The 23359-nt window shown below is 38.5% G+C and carries 14 protein-coding genes; 5 read left to right on the plus strand and 9 right to left on the minus strand.

Annotated features, from left to right (window positions below; all coding sequences use genetic code 11):
• Positions 1–491: 491 nt before the first annotated feature.
• The 3 genes from pyrF (at position 492) to ACFINZ_RS05105 (ending at position 4295) form a co-directional block, all read left to right on the plus strand.
• Entirely contained in the window at positions 492–1337 is an 846-nt protein-coding gene (pyrF, locus tag ACFINZ_RS05095) for an orotidine-5'-phosphate decarboxylase (RefSeq protein WP_375634394.1), read from the plus strand.
• A gap of 349 nt (positions 1338–1686) precedes the next feature.
• Positions 1687–3171: a histidine--tRNA ligase gene (gene hisS / locus ACFINZ_RS05100; protein ID WP_375634746.1), complete on the plus strand. Its 1485-nt coding sequence runs from the start codon at positions 1687–1689 to the stop codon at positions 3169–3171.
• A gap of 590 nt (positions 3172–3761) precedes the next feature.
• Positions 3762–4295, plus strand: a complete 534-nt coding sequence (locus tag ACFINZ_RS05105; RefSeq protein WP_375618298.1) for a replication protein — start codon at positions 3762–3764, stop codon at positions 4293–4295.
• 872 nt (positions 4296–5167) lie between these two features.
• Here ACFINZ_RS05105 and ACFINZ_RS05110 read toward each other — a convergent pair.
• Positions 5168–5692 (minus strand): peroxiredoxin, encoded by a 525-nt coding sequence (locus tag ACFINZ_RS05110; protein ID WP_375634401.1) that lies wholly within the window; start codon positions 5690–5692, stop codon positions 5168–5170.
• Positions 5693–5908: 216 nt separating this feature from the next.
• Here ACFINZ_RS05110 and ACFINZ_RS05115 point away from each other — a divergent pair, with 216 nt between their 5' ends.
• Positions 5909–7537 carry an alpha-D-glucose phosphate-specific phosphoglucomutase gene (locus tag ACFINZ_RS05115; RefSeq protein ID WP_375634747.1) on the plus strand — a complete coding sequence of 543 codons (1629 nt, stop codon included), beginning with the start codon at positions 5909–5911 and terminating at the stop codon, positions 7535–7537.
• A gap of 1073 nt (positions 7538–8610) precedes the next feature.
• On the plus strand, positions 8611–8946 hold the full coding sequence (locus tag ACFINZ_RS05120; protein ID WP_375634389.1) for a zinc ribbon domain-containing protein YjdM: 336 nt from the start codon (positions 8611–8613) through the stop codon (positions 8944–8946).
• Between the two features lie 1419 nt (positions 8947–10365).
• Here ACFINZ_RS05120 and ACFINZ_RS05125 read toward each other — a convergent pair.
• From ACFINZ_RS05125 to ACFINZ_RS05160, 8 genes are all read right to left on the minus strand, one after another.
• Positions 10366–10944, minus strand: a complete 579-nt coding sequence (locus ACFINZ_RS05125) for a NifU family protein (RefSeq protein ID WP_375612176.1) — start codon at positions 10942–10944, stop codon at positions 10366–10368.
• Positions 10945–11003: 59 nt separating this feature from the next.
• The gene (locus ACFINZ_RS05130; RefSeq protein ID WP_375618294.1) at positions 11004–11495 is read right to left on the minus strand and encodes a universal stress protein; all 492 of its coding nucleotides are present in this window, start codon (positions 11493–11495) and stop codon (positions 11004–11006) included.
• Between the two features lie 62 nt (positions 11496–11557).
• Complete coding sequence (gene trpS / locus ACFINZ_RS05135; RefSeq protein ID WP_375618293.1) at positions 11558–12628, minus strand: tryptophan--tRNA ligase; 1071 nt, start codon at positions 12626–12628, stop codon at positions 11558–11560.
• Between the two features lie 60 nt (positions 12629–12688).
• Entirely contained in the window at positions 12689–14260 is a 1572-nt protein-coding gene (gene murJ / locus ACFINZ_RS05140) for a murein biosynthesis integral membrane protein MurJ (protein ID WP_375634385.1), read from the minus strand.
• Between the two features lie 789 nt (positions 14261–15049).
• Positions 15050–18286 (minus strand): BID domain-containing T4SS effector, encoded by a 3237-nt coding sequence (locus ACFINZ_RS05145; RefSeq protein ID WP_375684064.1) that lies wholly within the window; start codon positions 18284–18286, stop codon positions 15050–15052.
• Positions 18287–18603: 317 nt separating this feature from the next.
• Positions 18604–20568 (minus strand): BID domain-containing T4SS effector, encoded by a 1965-nt coding sequence (locus ACFINZ_RS05150; protein WP_375684065.1) that lies wholly within the window; start codon positions 20566–20568, stop codon positions 18604–18606.
• 304 nt (positions 20569–20872) lie between these two features.
• Positions 20873–22153, minus strand: a complete 1281-nt coding sequence (locus tag ACFINZ_RS05155) for a BID domain-containing T4SS effector (RefSeq protein WP_375684066.1) — start codon at positions 22151–22153, stop codon at positions 20873–20875.
• A 345-nt stretch (positions 22154–22498) separates the two neighbouring features.
• Complete coding sequence (locus ACFINZ_RS05160) at positions 22499–23338, minus strand: BID domain-containing T4SS effector (RefSeq protein WP_375680090.1); 840 nt, start codon at positions 23336–23338, stop codon at positions 22499–22501.
• Between the last annotated feature and the right edge of the window lie 21 nt (positions 23339–23359).

Consider the following 23359-nt stretch of genomic DNA (forward strand, 5'->3'; position numbering starts at 1 on the left):
GCGAGTTTCCATGTTTTATCTCCTTGAATATGCTGGAGATACAATGCCTTTTTGCTAATTATGTTCCAAAAGGGATAGATATGCGCCAAAAGGAATAGGAAAGATCTAAAGTTAAGATCGAGATCATCATGATGGGGCATTTTCTTTTGAAACTTTTGTTTAAAGCGCGTTCATAGAGAGTTTTTGTTGATCATAAAAAAGGGGGGTGAAAACGACAAGGCATGTCTATAGGGCTTTATGAGGTCATTATAATATAGATGCTGTTTTGTTTATATTCTTTCATAAATTTGAATTTTTATCTCATGACAATGTTTTTGTTGATAAACATATGATAAGCGTTACAAATGGGAATATATTTATGTTTCATAAATAAAAGCACATTTTGTATAGAGAGATCTTTCTTTGTGTTTTCGCTATTGTATTCTTTTGACAAATGCTTTTCTTTTTGATTGTATCAAAAAGTTTAAAGAGAGATCTTGTTAGGATATAAAATGTTTCGTTCAACTTTTTTTAAAAATCGTGAAATCTATGGACCTCTTTGTATTGGCTTTGATCCGAGCCATAAAGTTTTGCAATCGTGGAAACTAAGCTTTGATTATAAAGGTCTAAAAGATTTTTGTGATATTCTCTTAACAGCAGTTGTTGGTAAAGTGGGTATTATAAAGCCGCAAGTCGCATTTTTTGAATTATATGGTGTGGAAGGTCTTCAAGCTCTCAAAGAACTGATTGAAAATGCACACGAACAAGGCATATTGGTTCTGGCGGATGCAAAAAGGGGGGATATTGGCTCTACTGCTGAAGCCTATGGTAAGGCTTGGCTTGGTCCAAGTAGTGCGTTCAAGGTGGATGCCATGACAGTTAATCCTTTTTTGGGTTTTGATGCTCTTATTCCTCTGATAAAGGTTGCAGAAGAAACAGGAGCAGGGGTTTTTGTGGTTGTTCAGTCTTCTAATCCAGAGGGGAAACAAATACGAAATGCGCTTATTGGTGATCAGACACTCTCTCTTCATCTTGCACAGTGTATTTGTGATTATAATAGTCAGTCTTCGGTTATTTATCATAATATTGGCCCCATAGGTGCGGTTATAGGAGCGACATTAGGATCTGAATCAAAAGACACAATCGAGCAGTTAAAAAATAGTCTGTTTCTCGTTCCGGGTATTGGCGCTCAAGGTGGAACAATGACACAACTAGCAAATCAATTTCCACAAAGACTTTGGCAGAATGTTATTCCCTCTGTATCACGCTCTATTACAGATGCTGGACGAAATATTGTTGATTTAAAAAATGTTATCAATCATTTTGCAGAACAAGCGCAAAGCACACTGATGTCTTGAGGATTTTTGCATCTGTAATAAATCTGAAGAATTCTGAAAGGGAGGGCTTTTGAGGGGGATGCTTCCGATTTATCCAGAATCAACAGTCGCTTTGAGGTTTCTTTCAACAAGCACAGATGTCTTTTCATTGAATGTTAAGCGGGCATTTCATGTTGAGCGGGGGGCTATGTTCCTATTGAAAATGCAAATATTTTCAGTAGATTGCCTTAAGGGTAAAGGTTTGCATCTTTTAAAAGAAAAAGCTTATGTATATTGTTACCAGTTTCCAGTTGATAAAGTTATTGCAGCGTTTGTTTCTATAAGATAGACACACGTTATCGGTGAATATATATTGTTGTTAGAGAAAAATATGTTATCAAAACAAGAAAAAACCAAAGCCCGTTTACCCCGGGGTTTTGTTGATCGTACAAGTGCACAGTTGTATGCAACTGAAACAATGATTGCGCAAATTCGTGAAGTTTATGAACTTTATGGTTTTGAAGCACTGGAAACACCAATTTTTGAATATACAGATGTGCTGGGTAAGTTTTTACCGGATTCAGATCGTCCAAATGCGGGCGTTTTTTCGCTACAAGATGATGATGAGCAATGGATGTCTTTGCGCTATGATCTTACCGCGCCTCTTGCTCGTTATTTTGCCGAGAATTTTGAAGTTTTGCCAAAGCCTTATCGCAGTTATCGTCTTGGCTTTGTTTTTCGCAATGAAAAACCAGGTCCAGGGCGGTTTCGGCAATTTATGCAGTTTGATGCGGATATTGTTGGAACACCAACGGTAGCAGCTGATGCCGAAATTTGTATGATGGCAGCCGATAGTTTGGAAAAACTAGGGTTTCAGCATCATGAATATGCCATTCGTCTGAACAACCGAAAAATTCTCGATTGTGTTTTAGAGAAAATTGGTTTGGGGGGAAATGAGCAGGCTGAAAAGCGCTTAACTGTCTTAAGAGCAATTGATAAGCTGGATAAATTTGGTTCTGAAGGGGTGCGTTTGCTTTTGGGAAAAGGGCGTTTGGATGAAAGTGGTGACTTTACAAAAGGGGCGGAGCTTAAGGATAAAGAGATTGAGTGTATTCTTACCTTAACTGCTGCTGGAGCTGAAACAGCAGAAGAAACGCTTGAGGCTCTTAAAGAAGTGGTTGGTGATCATGTTCAAGGGCGTGAGGGAATTTGTGAGCTTGAGGAAATGCAAGCAATTTTTGCCGCAAATGGCTTTCAGAATCGTATCAAGATTGATCCATCGGTGGTGCGTGGACTGGATTATTATACAGGTCCTGTCTTTGAGGCTACGTTGCTGTTTGATGTTTTCAATGATGATGGGCTGAAAGTTGTTTTTGGCTCCGTTGGTGGTGGTGGGCGCTATGATGGATTGGTGGCACGCTTTCGTGGTGAAAACATTCCAGCAACAGGTTTTTCAATCGGGGTCTCACGCTTGATCGCTGCTTTGCAAAATCTTGGAAAGTTGCCTATGAAGGAGACAACAGGGCCGGTTGTGGTGCTGATGATGGATAAAGAGCCAGAGGCGGTTGCTGGTTATCAAAAAATGGTGATGCAGTTGCGTGGTGCGGGAATTCGTGCTGAGCTCTATTTGGGGGCATCGGGGATAAAAGCGCAGATGAAATATGCAGATCGACGCCAAGCGCCTTGTGTGGTTATCCAAGGCTCACAAGAACGTGAGAGCGGAAAAATACAGATTAAAGATTTGATTGAAGGGGCGCGTTTGTCTCATGAAATTAAGGATAATCAAACATGGCGTGAAAGTCGACCAGCACAAGTGACGGTTGATGAAGAACAATTGGTCAAAACAGTACAGGATATTTTAGCCGCCCAAAAATGATAATGGTAAAGGTCTTTATCGAGGTGATTGTTTGAAATATTTTGGAAATTTGAAATTCAATTTTTAAAATTTGTGCTTTGCTCGTTTATACGTGTTGGTGCACGCGTTCAAAAGCGGGGTTTTGAAGTGCGTGCGGCATAAAAGAGAGATTTTTTAAGAGATAAATAAGCGCTATTTGCTATAAAACGTGCCCTTCTGAGGATGCGATGATAATGCGTTAAAATGAGCAAAAAAAATTGTAACGAACAAAAACTCTGAGAAAATTAAAGGGTTTCACGTAAAGCTTCTGCAAAAGTTTATAAAAATATTGACAAGTTCATATTGGCTTCATCTTTGAATTCTCATCTATGAGTATCAAATCCTTTGATGTTCTCTTCTTGGACATTACAAAATCTAGCCTTATTGCAAAAGGAGGGAGAACTAGAGCGTTTTATCCTAAAAGACTTTTTAAGCTTCAAAAAACAATGGAATGACTTAAATCGAACAATTTTTTACAGGAGCATGTTTGGATGAATTGTAAGCTGCCATAATGGTAACTTACTAATAATATGCATTTTTCATAAAGTCAATTCTTTAACGGAGAAATGAAAATGGTCCAATATGATTTTACTCTGCTCTATGAACGAAATCCCTTTATTCTTGAAAGACCTGAGAATATTGGAAAATCATTTAAACTTCCTCCTTCAAATTTCGGATTTGAAGATCTTCCGCAAATTACCTTTTCAGGCGCCTCGTCGTGTCGGCGTATGATTTTTGGGCTATCATTTAGTGGTATGAAAGCATTTTTTGTGATGTTGTGGCAGGTAGGGAAAATGTTAGATGAGGGGGATGATGTGGATTTATGGTTTGATCAGATAACATTGGATCATGATATTCTTGAAGAATTTTTGACTTGCGATCTTTCAATTCAAGAACCAGAATATCTTAATTTTGAAAGTTTTAAAGAAGGTATCAAAGAATTAGAAACAAATAAAATTGTAGCGAAGGGGACAAAAAAAGATTGTTATTTCATCAATCCAGATATTTTTGGTCTTCCTGAATGTGATGAAGATTTTGAGTTTGATGAAGAGGAAGAGATAGAAGCACACTTTACGGTAGAATACCCGAATAAACAACTTCTTTAACCGTTTTTCTCTTAGAGAAAAATAAAAGCTTAGAATAAATGGCTATGAGAACAGTAATGAGTCTGTTTATGGTATGTGAATTGGAATGTTTGCGGGATTTTTTTGATTGAATCTTCTTTATAAACGGTTCTTTATGCAGAGCAGTTTTTATACCATATTTGCTTCTTTTTATGAGACATAAGTTAATTTGAACTGTGCGCCTCTTCAAACAAATGTTTGATCTGTATTTTCCCTCTTGATGCTTTTGTGAACCTTGCAGTCTTGATGTTCACAGCTTTCGCCTTTGAAAGCATTTACGAGAAGCATTTCCACTCTTTTTAATCGTTTATTCATATGCCAATCCCACATGTCGTGGGCAAGAAAATGGTTTTGATGGTTGCAATATAAGAAGGGATAAAATGAGACACTCTTATGATATTCAGCTTTCACATTCAATATGCAAAATTATAAATTATCTCTATAAATCAAACCATTTTCAACATAAAGGTTTTCTCAATATGAGGAGCTGAGCGTTGATTTTGCATAGTTTATCTATATGTTAATCCTTGATGTTTCCGAGAGAGTTTTGCATGAATTTGCGCATTTGGCAATTGCATCCTCATTTTTTGATAGCGTGCAACAGCTGTTAACTCTTTGATTTTTTAGTCCCACAACGGGATTTTTCATCGGCAATTTTCCAAGCTTTTGCAAAGCCGTTAAAACATGAAAGATTTATTGAAAAATTATTGTTGGAATATTTTCTCACTGAAGGCGCACAATCAACTTATCGTGTCTGCTTTCACGAATAGAGGTTGCAAAAAGTAAACGACACAAATTTCCTGAGGAGGGAGATTTGTGTCGTAAAATTTTGTTTAAATAGACGATTGGGGGAATTAGCTTTTCAAGGCTTTTAAAACATTTTGTGGTGAAGAAACTTCGTAAGGATCTGTTGCACAATTATCTGAAAAACCTGTTTCTTCGAACCATTGTTCAACCACACCATCATTAATAACAGCTGCATAGCGCCATGATCGCATGCCGAAACCAACATTGTCTTTTGCAACCAGCATACCCATTTTGCGCGTGAATTCACCAGAGCCATCGGGAATTAATTTCACGTTTTTGATATTTTGTGCTTTTCCCCAAGCATTCATGACAAAAGCATCATTGACGGAAAGACAATAAATTTCATCAATACCCGCTTGTTTAAATTCATCATAGAGTTTTTCAAAATCAGGCAGCTGAAAGGTTGAGCAAGTAGGGGTAAAAGCTCCAGGAAGAGAAAAAAGAATAACACGCTTTCCTTTAAAGTAAGCATCGCTGTTAACTTCTTGCCACCGATAAGGATTGTCTCCATCCACTGATTCATCGCGTACGCGTGTGTGGAATGTTACATTGGGAACTGTTTTTTTCATCATCATGATGCTCCTGTATTCTTTTACGAAAATTTTGTTTTAAAACAGCCTTCGTATTTAAAAACATATGGCAAAAAGCGTTTTAAATAAAAGGGCTTCTTTAAAAATTCTTACTTCTGGTGAGTGTGCAAATATTTCACACTTCCGTCAAGTAGAATTAATGGTCGACTTTGGATACTCTTCACCTTAAAGTTAAAGGAAAGAATATGAAGGATTGATATGACCGTAAAGACAGTTTTAACCACGGCTTTTGAGGGGCAAAAACCGGGAACGTCTGGTTTGCGCAAAAAAGTGTCTGTTTTTCAACAACCCCATTATGTAGAAAACTTTATACAGTCTCTTTTTAATAACATTGGGCCTCTTGAAGGAAAAATGTTGATTCTTGGGGGGGATGGGCGCACTTTTAATCGTACTCTCCTTCAGATTGTGTTGAAGATGGCGGCGGCGCATGGTGTCTCTCTTATTAAAATGGGAAGGGGCGGTATTCTTTCTACACCTGCCGTTTCGCATCTTATTCGTAAAACTCATGCCCATGGTGGACTTATTCTTTCTGCAAGCCATAATCCTGGTGGTCCAGAAGGAGATTGTGGTATTAAATACAATGTTTCCAATGGTGGGCCCGCTCCTAATTCTTTATGTGATGCTATTTTTGCAACATCGCAACGTCTTTCTTTTTATAAAATTCTTGAAGCACCAGATATTGATTTAGATAGGCAAGGTACGATCTTTATGGGAGCCATGCGGATTGATATTATTGATCCTGTCGCTGATTATGTTTCTTTGATGCAGGAGCTTTTTGATTTCGACTGTATTGCCAAGGCCGTTGATCGAGGTCTTACTTTACGGTTTGATGCCATGCATGCGGTAACAGGGCCTTATGCTCATGAAATTTTTGAAAAATGTTTAGGATTTTCTGAAGGGACGGTGGTTAATGGTATTCCTTTGCCAGATTTTGGAGGCGGTCATCCAGATCCCAATTTGGTTTATGCCAAGGCTCTTTATGATTTATTGATGTCAGAGAAAGGACCAGATCTTGGCGCAGCCTCTGATGGTGATGGAGATCGTAACCTCATTATTGGTCGTCAACAATTTGTTTCGCCTTCGGATTCTTTGGCTATTATGGCTGAACATGCACACCTCATTAAAGGATATCGGAAAGGCGTGGTGGGGATAGCACGTTCTATGCCGACGGGGCGTGCTGCTGATCTGGTTGCGGAAAAAAAAGGACTAAACTTTTTTGAAACGCCAACGGGATGGAAGTTTTTTGGAACCCTTTTGGATGCGGGAAAAGTAACCTTTTGTGGTGAAGAAAGCTTTGGAACGGGCTCTCATCACATCCGCGAAAAAGATGGTTTATGGGCTGTATTATTTTGGTTAAATCTTTTAGCGGTAACAGAAAAAACTGTCGCACAAATTGTTCAACAGCATTGGCACACCTATGGGCGTTTTTACACGTTACGGCATGATTATGAAGAAGTCGAAGCAGACAAAGCTTTGGAAATTATAGAGCATTTGCGTGCGCACTTACCACATGCAGGAACTGAAATTGCTGGATTTTTCGTCAAAAAAGCAGATGATTTTACATATCATGATCCCGTTGATCAGAGCGTTAGTACGCAGCAAGGTATCCGTATTTTTTTCGAGAATGGCGCACGGTTGGTGGTTCGTTTGTCGGGAACAGGGACGCTAGGTGCTACTTTACGGCTTTATTTTGAACAATATGAAAGTGATCCGCGCAAACACAATTTTAATCCGCAAGACGTTCTTAAACCTTTGCAACAGGTGGCATTAAAACTGTTAAATATACAACAAGCATTGGGGAGAGATCACCCTGATATTATCACCTAAGATCATTGGAATGTTTTTTTGTAAAGGTATGATGATTGATCACATGGGTGTGATTTTAGGGGCGTGATTTTATGTGCATAAGGGAGATCTTCCATTTTCAAGCTCTCTTTGTTTTTTCCTCTCTTACATATCAATCGGATTCCTAAAACTGCCGGATTCTTAAAACTAAATGCTGTAGGAAATTATAATCGAGCATAATCGGAGCATTTATGTCCAATGGGTTTGCTCAATGGCTTGATAGAAATTTTTGTTTAATAGGAGAATGTTTCTCATACAAAACAAAATACGATCATTGTTGCACATTTCATATGTTTGTTTTAAAGAATCTTCTCTCTCAAGACACTAAAAACGCATCTTATGCGTGTTGCTTTGAAAGGGATAACCGTCCCTTCATTGAGCAGCACCATTTTTACGCTTATGAGAGAGTAAGACGGCACCATTATTCACTTTGCCCGCTTTCAATGTTGGCTCTTATATTTGAGAGTATTTAGTATTTTGGATAATCGTTTTACACGGCTTTTCCTACTTGTAACATGCAAAAGGTTTTGGTTGTTTCAATGTAAAAGGGGTTGAGAGAATCTCAGCTTATTTATCGGCTCTCATTCAATATACAAAACCATTGACTATGATCATAAATCAGTCTGTTCTCTAACATTATGACTGTTATCTTTACTTAAATAAAAGGTTAAGTTGGGGACATCATTTTCTTGTTTCTCAATGCTGCAATAGTTTTTAGCTCTTTGAGAACGTTTTATTCAGAGATGTTCCTTTTCTAATTGTTTTTTTATCCATTCGTTAATTGCATTGGTGATGTATAAGAAAATGATTTTGATTAATTTATTAGAGAGAATGAAATGCGTAAATTTTATGATATGCGGGGACTCATTTGAGTTGTATAATGATCAATCATTTTTATAAACCCATGTATGGTATGTGATGAGGGCATTCATAAACACTGTTGACAGATGAGGATTGAAACAAAGGGAAACATTTTTCTAAAATAATGGACAATAAGCACTTCTTGCTTTATGACCAGTCATAATGAATGATTTTTCTTTTAATAAGGGGAATTTATGACCCAATATCCCAAATGTCCTCGTTGTGATTGTCTTTATACTTATGAAGATGGTGAAAATTTTGTGTGTCCTGAATGCGCACATGAATGGCCACAAAAAAACGATGATACGGTTCTTGTCAATACTGTTTATGATGCCAATAGTCAGATTTTAACAAACGGAGATACCGTTATGGTGATAAAAGATCTGAAAGTAAAAGGCGCTTCATCTGTTTTAAAAGGGGGGACGAAGGTAAAGAATATTCGCTTGGTGGATGGGGATCATAATATCGATTGCAAAATTCCAGGGATTGGTCAGATGAGTTTAAAGTCGGAGTTTGTGAAAAAAGTTTAGGCATTTATTTTCTTGCAATTGTTTTTGCATTTCATTGGTTTCCTATTTTTACATTCTTCTCTAATTGGGCATATTTTTCTCCAATGGGCTTCTTTTCTTGTTTCATAGATTACACCAATCAGATAGAAGCAATATGTTTTCCTTTATTGCAAAGCCATGTATCGCAGAGAAATAGCGACTCTTTCTTTTCTTTTAATATGCGGTTATGAGGGGACTGGATATTGACTCACAAGCAACAATAAAAGTATGCGCTTTATGAGAAGAACAACGCCGTAAAGTAGACAAACTTATTCCTGCTGAATTGAAAAAATATTCTTTCTTTTTATCAGATAATTTCTCAAACAACCATAATAGATCTGGCTTCGATGTATTTATTTTTTATGGGTAGTTACACCTTTTTCGTCATATTTATGGAAATGAGATTGAAAATGATAGGGGGGGAATTCTTGATTTTAAGAATGGAAAAAGGACGCTATGATCTTGACAAGGTCGTACAGTCATTCATTTTCCAGCTCTTAGTTCTGCAACAGTCTCTTATAAAAGTGTGCATAAGCGCTATTAAAAATAGTTTTTGTTATTATCCAGTTTGTGCTGTGTAAGCGGACGATTTTTATTGGTGCAACATAAACAGAATTGAAATAAGAAGAATGTCAGAATTCTCATTCAAGTTGCAAAATGTGATCTTTGTCAACTTGCTGCTACAACATATTGATTTATAATAATAAATTAGCATTATTCATATTGAATTAGAACCCCGAATAACGTGGGATTCTCTCATTTCAAATCTGTTCCATGTTAAATCAATTAAAATCACTTGCTTGCATACCACAAGCGGGGCTGGCGTGTGGGTAAAAACTGTACAAGAAAGGATTAAAAATGACTCTTATGAATCGTCTTAAGTGCCAAGGGCTATCGCAACATTGGGGGCTGGCAGATATGATGATGGTGCCGGCTTGCTACAAGAAGTATTTTGCGTGATTTGTCGTTTGGAGAGCTGAGAAAGATGAAGCAAATGGGCACTCTATCTTGCAATGTTTTCTTTTTTTGGGGGCTTTTTTGTAACGAGGTCGTGTTTTCTTGATTAAAATTGCATGACAAGATTATGAGATAAAATAAATTTAAAATGTACGCTCATGCGTTGTACTTCTGTGTACGTAAATTGGTTTGTTGAAACAACGTATGTTTCCTAAAGGGAGCTTTGAAAGCTTTTTAAGGTATATGTGGAGGTGAAAGGTGGGTGAAGGTATCATTATTGGACAGATTTTTTTTAACAGTACTCTATTTTTATGGCTGCATAGCTTACTTCTAAAATTTCAGGAATAAAATGACGTAAGATCTTTACATTCCATGTTTGAGCGCTGTTGAAGAGGGGCAATCGGTGTGGTTATTTTACCTATTGAGGTCAATATTTATTGTGATTTATTGTGGCATGGCTTCAACGCCTAAAACTTCAGGGATAAAATGACGTAAAAGATTTTCAATACCATGTTTGAGAGTTGCTGTTGAAGAGGGACATCCAGCGCAGGAGCCGCGCATATTGAGATAAACAATACCATTTTCAAATCCGCGAAAAGTAATATCTCCACCATCATTGGCAACTGCGGGGCGGATACGCGTTTCAAGGAGCTCTTTAATGGTTAAGACAATATCAGCATCTTTTTCGTCATAAAATTCTTCGTTAAGGGCATGGGTTTGTGCTTGTGTTGTAGCGTTGGTGGTGATCACTGGCTCATTGGATAGAAAATGTTCCATAATTGTGCCTAAAATGACGGGCTTGAGATGTTGCCATTCTCCTTCTTTTTTGCTTACGGTGATAAAATCATAGCCTAAAAAAACACCATTGATATTGGGAATATTAAACAGTTTAGCCGCCAAAGGTGAGTTTTTAGCTGCTTCTTCACGGTCACGAAATTCTAATACGCCCTCAGAAAGAACCACGCGTCCTGGCAAGAATTTAAGAGTTGCAGGGTTTGGGGTGGTTTCAGTTTGAATAAACATAGATTCTCCTTTTATAATGAAGGCTTGGGAAGATCTTACGTTGTAGAATATTATATTTTTTAGGCAATAGATCTAATATCTTCATCGGCAAGATTGCTAGGAATAACAATGACAGGGATTGAAAAAGCTGTTCCTTTATTCCCGATTAATTGAACAAGGGGTCCTGGTCCTTCTGTATGTCCACTGGCTGCTAAAACAATTAGTGCAATCCTTTTATCTTCGTCGACCAGTTTGGAAATCTCATCAATTTTTTTTCCTTCACGCACTACTATTTCTGTTTCAAGCGCATGGGTGGTGCGGACTTCACTGGCAATGTCTCCTAATATTTTATGAGCACTTTGCTTTGATTCTGTACGCATAACGTTGTTTACACCCAGAAAATGTTGAAATTCTACACTATCAACGACACAAAGTAATACCAATGTTCTACTGGTATTTTGGGCATGCTGTGCGGCAAACGCAACGGCACGCCGACACTCTGGTGTTTCATCGATAATAACTAAGTTTTTTTTCTTTGGTTCTTTTTTCGGATTTTGGGGTTTGGAAATCATGCACTTTCTCTATTTTGTACAAACGATTTTTTTGCTCTCTACAGTTTTTAGTTTTATTATTTTTATGTATTGTGCAAAAATCCAATAATTTCACGAATTTTTTTCATATTTTCTTCTGCGAGCATACTAGCACGTTTAGCGCCATCATGCAAAACAGAGTCGATATAACCGCTTTCTTGATGAAGGCGACGTAATTCTTCTGTTATAGGGGCAAGCTTATGGACAACAAGGTCGGCTAGAGCTGTTTTAAAATGGGAAAATTGTTGACCAGAAAATTCTAAAAGAATCTTTTCTTTGCTAACTTTGGCAAAGGCGGCATAAATACCAAGCAGGTTATCTACTTCTGGTCGTTCTTTTAAAGCGGCAAGGGTATCGGGAAGTGGAGCTGAATCCGTTTTGGCTTTGCGTATTTTTTTTGCGATAAGATCAGCGTCATCGGTCAAATTAATGCGTGAAAAATCTGAAGGATCTGATTTTGACATTTTTTTTGTCCCATCGCGCAAAGACATAACGCGTGTGGCTGTTGTTCCAATAAGCGCCTCTGGGAGGGGAAAAAAGCCTTGTCTTTTTTCTTCATCTGTTTGCATAGAGATACCAAAATTTAATTCGGCAATACGCTGTGCATAGTCGTTGTTAAATTTTTGTGCAATATCGCGTGTGAGTTCAACATGCTGTTTTTGATCTTCGCCTACTGGAACATGCGTTGCTCGATAGACTAAAATATCAGCAGCCATCAAAGTGGGATAGGCAAAAAGCCCGATGGATGCTTTTTCGCGATCTTTTCCCGCTTTATCTTTAAATTGTGTCATGCGTTGAAGCCAGCCGATACGGGCAACACAATTAAAAATCCAGGCGAGTTCAGCATGTTGAAAAACACGTGATTGGTTAAAAATAATGTGTTTTTGAGGATCGATACCGGCGGCTAAAAAAGCTGCTGTCACTGTTCTGGTGGATTCGCGTAAAGTAAGGGGATCTGGGTTGACTGTGAGCGCATGCATATCCACAACACAATAGAGGCAGTGATGAGAGTTTTGCAGTTCAACCCAACGCTGAATGGCTCCAAGATAATTGCCAAGATGTAAATGACCACTCGGTTGTACGCCGGAAAAGACAAGTGGTGTGAAGGTATCCATAGGAGTGCTCTTTCTTCAATTAAGGTTATTCATTTTATTGTTTTTGACAAAGTATAGATATTATGAGCGTTTTTTCAAATTTTTAAGCGTGTGAAAAAAGGAACGGGTGTTGAATAAAAAATAGGCACTAAAATAGATCAAAAATATGCCAATCATGATCCCAGCTAAGGTGATCGCGCGCAAGAAAAATGATGCTTGTGAGGATAAAGGAAAAGACAAAAAAACAAACACATTCAATCCGTAATAGAGGGCTAGTGCACTCAAAAGAGTTGCCATCATGAGACATAATATTCGCTTTATCAGTTGGAAGTCGTATTTCCAATAACCGCGTTTGATAAGGACACTCCACAGCAAAAGGGTGTTGGCCCATCCAGAGGTAATTTCAGCAATAACAATGCCTCGTGCAGATAGAATAGGAAATAATGTTAAGGCGAGACTGATATTGATGAAAACGCAAATACCTGTAAAAATCATCGGTGTTTTGGTATCTTCATGGGCAAAAAAATTAGGAATAAAGACCTTAATAAGAACAAAAGCTGGAAGTCCTAGTCCATAAAGCTCCAATAATTGTGCAACATGGTGTGTTGATTGACTGGTAAATTGTCCTCGTTCAAAGAGCAAACTGACAATGGGAGTGGAGAGCAGCAAAAAAGCGATGGATGCTGGAAGTGTTAACAACAATGTTAATTCAATAGAGCGATTTTGTAAATGGTGGGTTTCTTTATGCTTTTTGCTCCGCAAAGCACGTGTTAACTCTGGTAAAAGAACGGTTGCAACGGCAATGGCGATTACGCCTAAAGGCAATTGATAAAGACGATCAGCATACATCAAAGAAGAGACAGCACCCGATTGACTAGAAGCAATGTTGGTATTAATAAGCAAATTAATTTGCGTGATGCCACCTGTGATGGCTGCTGGGAATGCTAAAGTTAATAGCTTACGAACATTAGGACTTAAATGGGGCTGGCGGAAGGAAATTTTCATTCCACTTTGACGCAAAGCAAGGGCAATTAAGGTGAGCTGAAGAAGCCCTGCTGCCAATACACCCCAAGAGAGATTTAAGCCAATATGCCAAGCGTCAAGTTTATAGATCCAAGCATAGGCAAGCACACCAATCAAAATAATGTTTAAAAAGAGTGGGGCAATGGCGGCAATAAAATAGCGTCGCAGCGCATTAAGCATGCCCCCCATCATGGCAGCAAGCGACATGCAGGTTAAATAGGGAAACATGATTGCAGTAAAGTGAATTGTAGCGTTAAATTTTGTTGCATCTTCGGTAAAACCTGGGGCAATAATGGTTTGTACCAAAAAAGGCATACTCAGTTCCATCGCAATCGTTAACAGTAAGAGCAGCGAAAAGAGAACGCCAAAGACTTCTTCTGCAAATTTGCATGCCGTTTCGTGACCTTCTTCAGTGATTTTTTTTGCAAAAAGAGGAATGAAAGCAGCGTTAAAGGCACCTTCAGCAAAAAAACGACGAAATGTGTTGGGAAAACGAAAAGCAGCGTTAAAGGCATCAGAAACAGGACCTGTCCCTAGGGCTGCGGCCATAAGCATTTCGCGTACGAAGCCAAAAATACGGCTCATGAGGGTTCCGGAAGCAACTGTTGCAATTTTTTTAATCAATGTCATAAAGATATATCAGCTTTGTTGTAAAAGAGAAGCGATGACAGGAGAAATAAAGCGTTTTAAATCGTAAAAATCTGATCTCTATCCTAATCAAGGATACTTTTTGAAAGCGTTTTACGACGGTGTTTATCTTTCTGTCAACAATGGTGCTTGAAGACTTTTTTATGCTCCTTGTTTACTGTTGCATTAAAATTTTTATTGTTGCCATAAAATAATTAAAATTTCTTTTTCAAACTGAAATATGCGAGTGATATTATAACAGTTTGAAGGGATATGTAGGGATATATAATGATAATTTCTCTTTATGGTGTGATGTCGTGAATAGTGCAACCCAATACCGTTCTGTTTTATGTGAGGGGTGTGACCCTATTAAAGAACGCAAATAAAATAAAAGCGTGGAGCAATACGCAATTTCCATTATTTATTCATTATTAAAAAAACAGCGCTTTAGATGTTTTAAAAAGTCGTAAGGCTGAGCTAAAAGGTGATGGTAAAGCTGGTGATTTATTTTTATCTTTACGGCTTTATATTCTCCCCAAATTTGGCTGCCTTTTCGTTTTAGAGATTACATAAACAAGAGGATAGGAAGACATGATCTTTCAACAGCATTTTTCCTGTTCAGGTTTCTTTTCACAGTTGATGAGGATAAAATCTGAGGAAATAAGATCAATTTGTTCTCTCATGGTTTCCATTCTCGTTGAGGCGCAATTGATTTGCCGATGAAGGCAGAGGGGGGGGTAAAGGCTATCATTTTTACCAGAGGGGGCAAAAAAGTTAAAGTTTATAAACCTTTTAGATATTCATTGCCATTTCTTTTGTGTGCTCCGTTTTGTGAGGTTGAATATTTTCTTGTCTTTTGGGACTCTGATTGACGATTTCTGTCATTTTTTGCACTTTAATTGCTTCTTTATCAAGGGTGTTGGAACATTTTTTTTCATTATTTTTCTTTATAGATTGATGCTGGATAGATTGATACTGGTTTGGTGCTAAGCGCTCATCGAATTTATGGTTATAAAAATACATGGGTTGTATATGCGGTTCTATCTCTTTTATCTGCTTGACTATTTCCATAATCTCTTTTGCTTTGATGGTTGATGTGCCAAGACTCTTCGCAAGTCTTTCAGGATTATTTTCTTTTATAACTTCATGCTCGTTTGAAGATAAGCGCTCATTGATTTTTTTGATATAAGTCCTTATCTCTCCCCTTAATTCAGGAGAGTTTGATAAAGTTTCTTGCTGTTGTGCTTTTGACAAGGAAAGGAGATTTTTCATCCAAGCCTTAGGCATTTCTACCGACTGTTCACACCGCCTTTGTTTTACATGATGGGTATGGAGAATGTCTCTTTCTGTTTGTTTAGAAATATTGATATAACGATCAATGGCTCTACAGAGGGGCAAAATATTTTCTTCAGCATGGGCGCGCGCGTTGTTTTTGATGCCAAATACATTGCTACCAGAAAGCTTAGAAATCGATTGGGGAGAGGTGGTAATTTGATAGGTGAGTTGTTCTCCTTCAGTATGATTTTCATGGATCATCTCAATTCTTTCCCGCAAAATATGACGATTGCCATAAATGATTTGGCACAAAGTTTCTATTTCTTTTCTTCTTGCTTGAATGGATGCGTTGTTTTTTATCCTTGTGGCAATTTCATTGTTGGTAAGGGGGGCTATTGTTTGTGCGGGGATAAGCACTTCTTGCTGGTTTTGAATTTTTGGTGCTGTAAAGGAGAGGGCGTCACCGATTTTTAATGTCTGTATTTGCTCTGGGGTGAGATCTTTTTTATTTCCCAAGATGAAAATTCCGTTAGCATCAAGCATAAAGCCATTGGGTCCACTGCCTCTGTAAAAGCCTTTATAGGTATGACCTTCTTTTGCTGTTATAATAAGATGATGATGTATACTCTCAAGCCCGATATGTTTCATACTGTCCATGAATTCTTTTAAAATAAGTATTTTTTCTGGATTTGAGATATCTTCAAGCAGATGTTTCATTTCTTCTTTATCTTTATGTTTTAGCGATGCAATACTGGCAAGATTCATACGTTTTTCTGTTACAAGAGAAAAGTCGAGTGTGTGGCCAGCAACTTGCCCAAGTTTTTCAAAAAACATTCGTTGCGTGCGTCCATTGCCTTCTCTGAAAGGATGTGTATAGTTGAGCTGTATCAACATTTCAGTGACATGTTCAACAAATGTTTCGCGGGTTAAGCCTTTTAAACTATTCGTTTCTGCAAGTATTTTATCTAAATTTTCTAGACCCTCCTGTATCTGTTTTGCTGAGGCAAAAGAAATACCAGCTTTTTTCATCATTGGCATATAAGCAACGGTACCATCTTCAAATGTAAATGGTTTTTCGCGTGTTTGTCCGGCCCATTCAAAAGTATTTTTAAATAGGGTGTGATGAATATATTGGAGATATGTGGAGGTTAGTTTTTGTGGTGGCGCTTCTTGGCGCAGATGAATGATTGCTTTTGTTGTATCATGGGCACATTGCACTTTTAATTTTCCATAGTCTTTTATTCCATATTTATTCTTTAAGGTGATACTATTGGGGTAAAAGAAATTACGATGTATTGTCTTATTTTCTTCGGTTTCAGGCGGTGATGATAATTTCTCCTGTAAGGTGAGAGGGACGGTGTCCGTTTTTCTTGTACCAGTATCCCAGTATGCCATTGCTTTTTTTGGGGGCTGTTTTGTTCTTTCTTGATGATCAGAGCGTGTTTCCTTTGTCATTTTGACAGATATTGGATTATTTGTCGCTGTATTACTGCTCTGTAAAATGTTTTTTTGAAAATCTTTTTGCATTTGCCTCATAGCGGAAGCCGATTGAGCAATTGGTTGTGCCATTTGTTCTTTTTCTTGTTCTTGCAAACTTTGGGGCATAACTTCAACGCTGTCATGTAAAGCATGAGGGGCAATCCACGGTGAAAAATGGGCTTGTTCTTTTTTCTTTGTTTGAATGGATGCGTTGTCTTTGCTCTTTTCAGTTATTTCATCGTTTTTAAGAGTGGCTCTTTTTTCTTCTGGAAGCAATGTTTTTTGCTGGGTTTTTTCTGGGTTTTGAACTTTTTGTGCTGTAAAGGAGAGGGCATCACCGATTTTTAATGTCTGTATTTGCTCTGGGGTGAGATCTTTTTTATTTCCCAAGATGAAAATCCCGTTGGCATCAAGCATGAAGCCATTGGGTCCACTGCCTCTATAGGTACCATGATAGGTTTCTCCTTCTTTTGCAACGACAGCGAGATGATAATTTTTTTCATCCAATCCAAGCTCTCTCATAGAGTTGGTGAATTCTCGTAAGAGGAGCAATTTTTCTGGATTTGAGATATCTTCAAGCAGATGCTTCATAGGCTCTGGGTTGCCATGTTCCATGGCAGCGGCGCGGACAAAGTCTTTACGTTTTTTGCTCACAAGAGAAAAATCTAGCTCATGTCCTGCTGCTTGAGAGAGTTTTTCAACAAACAGTCTCTTTGTGCGCCTATTGCCCTCTCTGAAAGGATGCAAGTGGTGCAAATCTATCATTATACTAGCTGCTTGTTCAACGAATTCTTCGCGCGTTAAGCCTTGTAAATTATTCTTTTCAGCAAGCGTTTTATCTAACTTTTCTAGTCCCTCCTGTATTTTTCTGCCAATCGCAAAAGGTTTTGTAAATTCTTTTCTTTTCAAAATGGGCATAGAAGCAACAGTGCCATCTTCAAATGTAAAAGGCTCTTCGCGTGTTTGTCCGGCCCATTCAAATGCACGGGAAAAGAGTCCTTGATGAAGGTATTTTAGATAAGAGGCATTAAACTGCTCTGGTAGAGGTTCTTGGTGCAGTTTTATCATTTCTTTTTTTACATCATTAGAACAGCATTCTTTTAATATTTCTTTATCTTTGATACGGTATTTATTTTTAAGCACTTTGCTATTGGGGTAGAAAAAATTTTGCGCTTCTTCATTGATTTGCTTTGAAATGGCTGCATTAATTACAGAGTGTTGTTCTTGCAATTCTTCCTGTGTAGAGGAGGCACAATGTTCTGTGTTTTCTTTCATGCATATTTCCTTTCAAATGGTAACATTATTTTTTGATTTTTTTTGTTTACATTTTTTGCCTTATGTTATTTTCATAGTGTTTTCTTCAAAGAAGAATGCCTATTTGAATGATTGAAAAAATTGACCTTATTCGCATGGAACAAAGTTAAAGTTTGTAATTTTTATAAAGTATTATCGTGAAATTTTATCAATGAATTCTGTAAAATAATGGGGTGTCTTATTCAAAATTTTCTGTATTTCATACACCGTCTTTGGTGCAATCTTGGCAAGATAATTGCACCAAAGTTTTGGATGAAAAGCCAACGATGATTAGACTGTCACGACAAAGCCATTGCTTTTGATGTTTCGGCTCTGTGCGGTCGAACATGCGGCTGGTCTTCCTGTCTAGAAGTTTCTGCAACTTCTTGATGCCGCTTTGCTGTTGAGCGTTCAGGCAGCTTTGGGGGCTGCGATAAGCTTTGCTGCTGTTGCAACTTTTTATCGAGATCGGTAGGTGGTTGATGACGTTTTTGTTGTTCTTCCTGATGGTTTTGCACAATGCCTTCTCTTAACTGTTTTACAGTTTCAGCATAATCCTTAATGGCGGTACAAAGAGTAGGAAGATTTTCTTCAGCAGCTTTGCGTGCTCCATTTTTTATGCCAAGGACTTGTCTACCAGCAAGCGGAGAAACAGATGTACAATCCTTTTCAATTTGAAATACAAGCTCTTCTCCCATCTCTGGAATTTTTTGCATATCTTCTATTCTATATTGCAAAATAAATGGATCCTTATAAACAATTTGGCACCAATATTGGATCTCTCTTTGACCATATTGAACCGATGGATCTTTTTGAACTCTGCGGGCAATTTCCTCATTTGAGAGAGGCTGTATTTTCTTTTCTGAATTGAGCGGATTTTGTAAATGTTGATTTGTTAGCTCTTCCTCTTGTGCTTGTCGCTGATGTTGTTGTTCCGTGTGAGAACCTTGTAAAATATTTTCACTTTTTGTATATTTTGAAGTATACACATAACCGTTAATGGCAGCACATAGGGTGGGAAGAGCTTCTTCAGCTTGTTTGCGCGCATGATTTTTTATGCCAAGAACTTTTCTACCAGCAAGCTTAGAAATAGACTTAGGCTGTTCTGTAACATCCCATAAGAGTTGTTCTCCCATATCAGGGTTTTCTTTAATTTCTGCTATTTTTTCTTCTAAAATAAGTCGGTCGCCATAAACCTTTTTGCACAAAAATCGTATCTCTTCTTGATATGCTACGAGCAATAGCTCTCTTTCCATTGTATTAATAGATGGTTTTTGTTCGTGAGACGGTTTTGGTTGTTCAATTGCTGTGTGTGGAGAGGCAGGCTTTTGGACGACAGTATCGCTTTGTTTTCTGTTTTCTATACGGTGCGGTTTTCTTGAAGGCGGGACGGCATATGTTCCACTGTCTTGTGATGATGAACTGCTTTGCTGCCTGACTTTCATATGTGATAGTGTTTTGGGTCTAACACTTGGTTCGTGTGTTTCAGGATTTTGGATTTTTGTGCCATTTTGTACTCTTTCTCTCATGCGTGGGGGAAGGGGCGGAGCAGGCGTTGCATAGAGATGTTCTCCCTCTTGAGCTGTTGTTTTGTTTTGTTGCTTATCTTTTGCGCGTGGAGGTCTTTGTGGAGCTGCTTTTGTGTGCGGAGAGGAGTGTTCTTGGATTTTTGAGTTGAGGATTTTTGCGTCGGCTTGTGTTTTTTCTCTCATGCGTGGAGGAGGGGGCGGAGTCACTTTTGTCTGTAGGGGGGGGGACTCTTGAACTGTCGGTTTATGTTGTTGTCTCTCTTTTGCACGTGGAGGTCTTTGTGGAGCTGCTTTTGTGTGCGGAGAGGAGTTTTCTTGGATTTTTGAGTTGGAGATTGTTGTGCTGGTTTGTGTTTTTTCTCTCATGCGTGGAGGAGGGGGTGGAGCCACTTTTGTCTGTAGGAAGGGGGACTCTTGAACTGTTTGTTTATGTTGTTGCCTCTCTTTTGCACGCGGAGGTTTTGGTGGAGCTGCTTTTTTTTGTGGGGGAGGTGTCTCTTGGTTTTTGGCGTTAGGAGACATTGTGTTGGTTTGCACTGAGCTTTTCATACGAGGGGGGGGTGGTGGTGCAACTTTTGGGTGGGAGGATAAATTTTCTGGGCGTTTTTCTACAGTTGCTTTTGGCAAACTTTGAGAAACTTGGGAAGGAGGGGTTCTGGTAGGGGATTGTTCAGCCTGTTGTTGAAATTTTTCCATCATTTCGGTGATAAAAGGGGAGGGATTTCTTTTTTTCATACATGTTCCTTTCAAACTCTTCCAATATTGTTTTTAAATACTATTTAAAAATGTACGTTGGTTTTTATTCTGTTTTATGCTTTTTCATTTGCTTTTATGAGAGAGGATATGAAACTGAATGGTCTCGCACGATTTGACTCTTATGGTTCAGATCATAATCATTCTCTAAAGATTATTTTCTCAGTGTTTGGGTTAAGGGACAGAAAAATAAATTTTGTTTCAATTTTTCTCTCTTTCTTGGCGCAAATACCTCTTTCCTGTGTTGCGCCAAGACGTTAGATTCAACGTGAAAACTTATGTCTGTTTAGCTGGCAAAAGCCATCGCTTTTGGGGCGGCAGTTTTGCGAGGACGAACATCTGTTTCTCTTTGTTGAGTAGAGGTTGTTGCTCCTTCATGCGTTACTGTTGAAAGCTCAACGCGTTGAGCAGACTGTGAGACGCTTTGTTGTTGATGCAAATTTTGCGCTCTGTCAGAAGGTGCTTCATTGTGTTCTTGTTTTGCCTGCTGAGTTTTTGAAAGGCTCTCTCTTACTTGTGTTACAGCTGTTGCATAATTGTCAGCGGCGTCAATGAGGTGAGAAAGACCCGTTTCAGCATGTCTGCGTGCTTTATTTTTAAAGCCACAAAAGTTATGACCAGCGTACTTGTGAAAAGATTGAGGATTTCCGACAAGTTGCTGTGCGAGTGCTTCTATTGTTTCAGGGTTTTGGAAAAGCTCTTCTGTTTGTGATTGCAAAATGTTTTCGTTCCCAAAAACAACTTTACACCAATATTGGATTTGGGCGAGGTGTCTTTTGACTTTTGAATGTTGTTGAATTTGGGTAGAAATTTCTGTCTCTGAAAGAGTTTCTTTTTCACGATGATTTGGTTTTTGCAGAAGTTTAGCGACGGCTTCCTTCCCCATGAAGCGTTCATAGTTTTTGAGTTCTTGCTCTGGAGATTGTACGAGGCTCTCTCTTGCCTGTTTTACAGCTTCTGTATAACAATCAACGGTGACACTGAGAGCGGAATAACTCTCTTCCGCGTGTCTACGTACTCGACTTTTGAAGCCCAACGCGCTGGTGCCGGAAAGTTTAGCAAAACTTTCAGGATATGCTGCCATGCGCCATGAGAGCTCTTCTCCTGCAGCGGGATTTCTTTGAATTTCCTGCATTTTTTCTTGCAAAATGTTTGGGTTACCATAGGCACTTGCGGATAAACGTTGGATTTCCTCTTGATAGGTTCGAACCAATGAATGGTGTGGAAGCAATAGAATGATTTCTTCCTCTGAGAGAACTCTTGTTGTTCTTTGGGTAACTTGTGAAGTAACTGTTGAGTGTGTCGTTTCAGGTTTTTGCTGCCTTTTGGTAGAGCTGCCTCTTGTTAACGAAGCTGTTGGATTTGTTGATGCATGTACAGTTTCTTCGCTTAAAAGAGATTGTCTTTCCTCATCTTTTTCCGGTATGGATGACAGTCTTTTGCTTTTTGAAGGTGTTTCTTTAGGAAGAGGGGCTGCGCCTGAGACCTCTGCCGCCGCTTGTTCATAGAGCTTTATAAGTTCTTGTATTGAAGAGGATGGAAAAGGATGAGGGTGTTTTTTTTTCATGCATGTTTCCTTTCAAAAATTGTTTTAGAAAACCTCTTTGGTGCATTCTTGCCTTTTATGCTTGGATCGCTTTGAGACAAAAAAAATATCGAGCTGAATGAGCTTCCAAAGATCTGCGCTATTTGCAATCAGCTTAATAGACATTTGTGTCTTTTATACAGTTTTTTTGTGAAATTTTATCAATAAGTTATGGTCAATCACAAAGTACATTTTTAGGACTATTTTTTGTAACATTCTAAAACAATTCTTGGCGCAATCGCAATAAAACGATTTGCGCCAAGAAATTCACTGAAAAAGAGATTATATGAAAAACAAAAATTGATCTGTTTTTATGTTTATGCCCCCTTACATGGCATAAGCCATCCCTTTTTCTCCTTGTCTTTGTCGTTGTGGACTGTGTTCTGGACTATTTTGTTCTTGTCCTCTTTCGTGATGACGATGATGGTGATGATGGTGATGATGATGATGGCGTCTCTGTTCCGCTAGAGGGGTTTGCGATAGCCTCTCTGTGGCTCTTTCTACAGCCTTTGTATAATCATCAATGGCGTCAACAAGCGATTTAAAACCCTCTTCAGCTTCTTTGCGTGTTTGACTTTTTAGTCCAAGTGCGGTACGGCCCGCAAGCTTATGTATAGACTCAGGATCTTCAGCAAGTTGATCTGAAAGCTCTTTTCCTTTAGTGGGATCTGTAAGTATTCCTTGCAAGTGCTGCTGGAAAATCGTATCATCGCCATAAACAATTTTACTCCAGTGTATGACTTCTTCTGCATGTGCTTGGACGTGAGGATTTTTTAAAAGCATGACACTCTTTTGGTCAGTTGTGAGAGAAGGTGAAGATGATCTTCCTTTTTGTTGTGGAGAAACCTCTGTGTAGTTAGTTTCAGTTTCTTGTTGTCTTTGATTATGGTGTCTCCCTCTTGAAAGAGGAGAAACGCTGCTCACTGATGCGTATAGAACTTCCTCTTCACGTTTTGGGGGAGCAACCGTTGTGTAATCGGTTTCAGTTTCTCGCTGTCTTTGCTTAGGGTGTCTCCCTCTTGAAAGAGGGTCAATTTCGCTAACTGATGCGTATATTAGCTCTTCTTCTTGGTTTTGGGTGCGCTGGTTTCCTCTGTTTTGTTTATTAACTTGTGCATAGAGGGGCTCTTGGCTCTTGGCTTCTGAGTGTGGGTGACTTTTTTTCATGGCTGTTTCCTTTCAATATTT

It is taken from the genome of Bartonella sp. AA81SXKL (assembly GCF_042196945.1).
In the GTDB taxonomy this organism is placed as follows: domain Bacteria; phylum Pseudomonadota; class Alphaproteobacteria; order Rhizobiales; family Rhizobiaceae; genus Bartonella.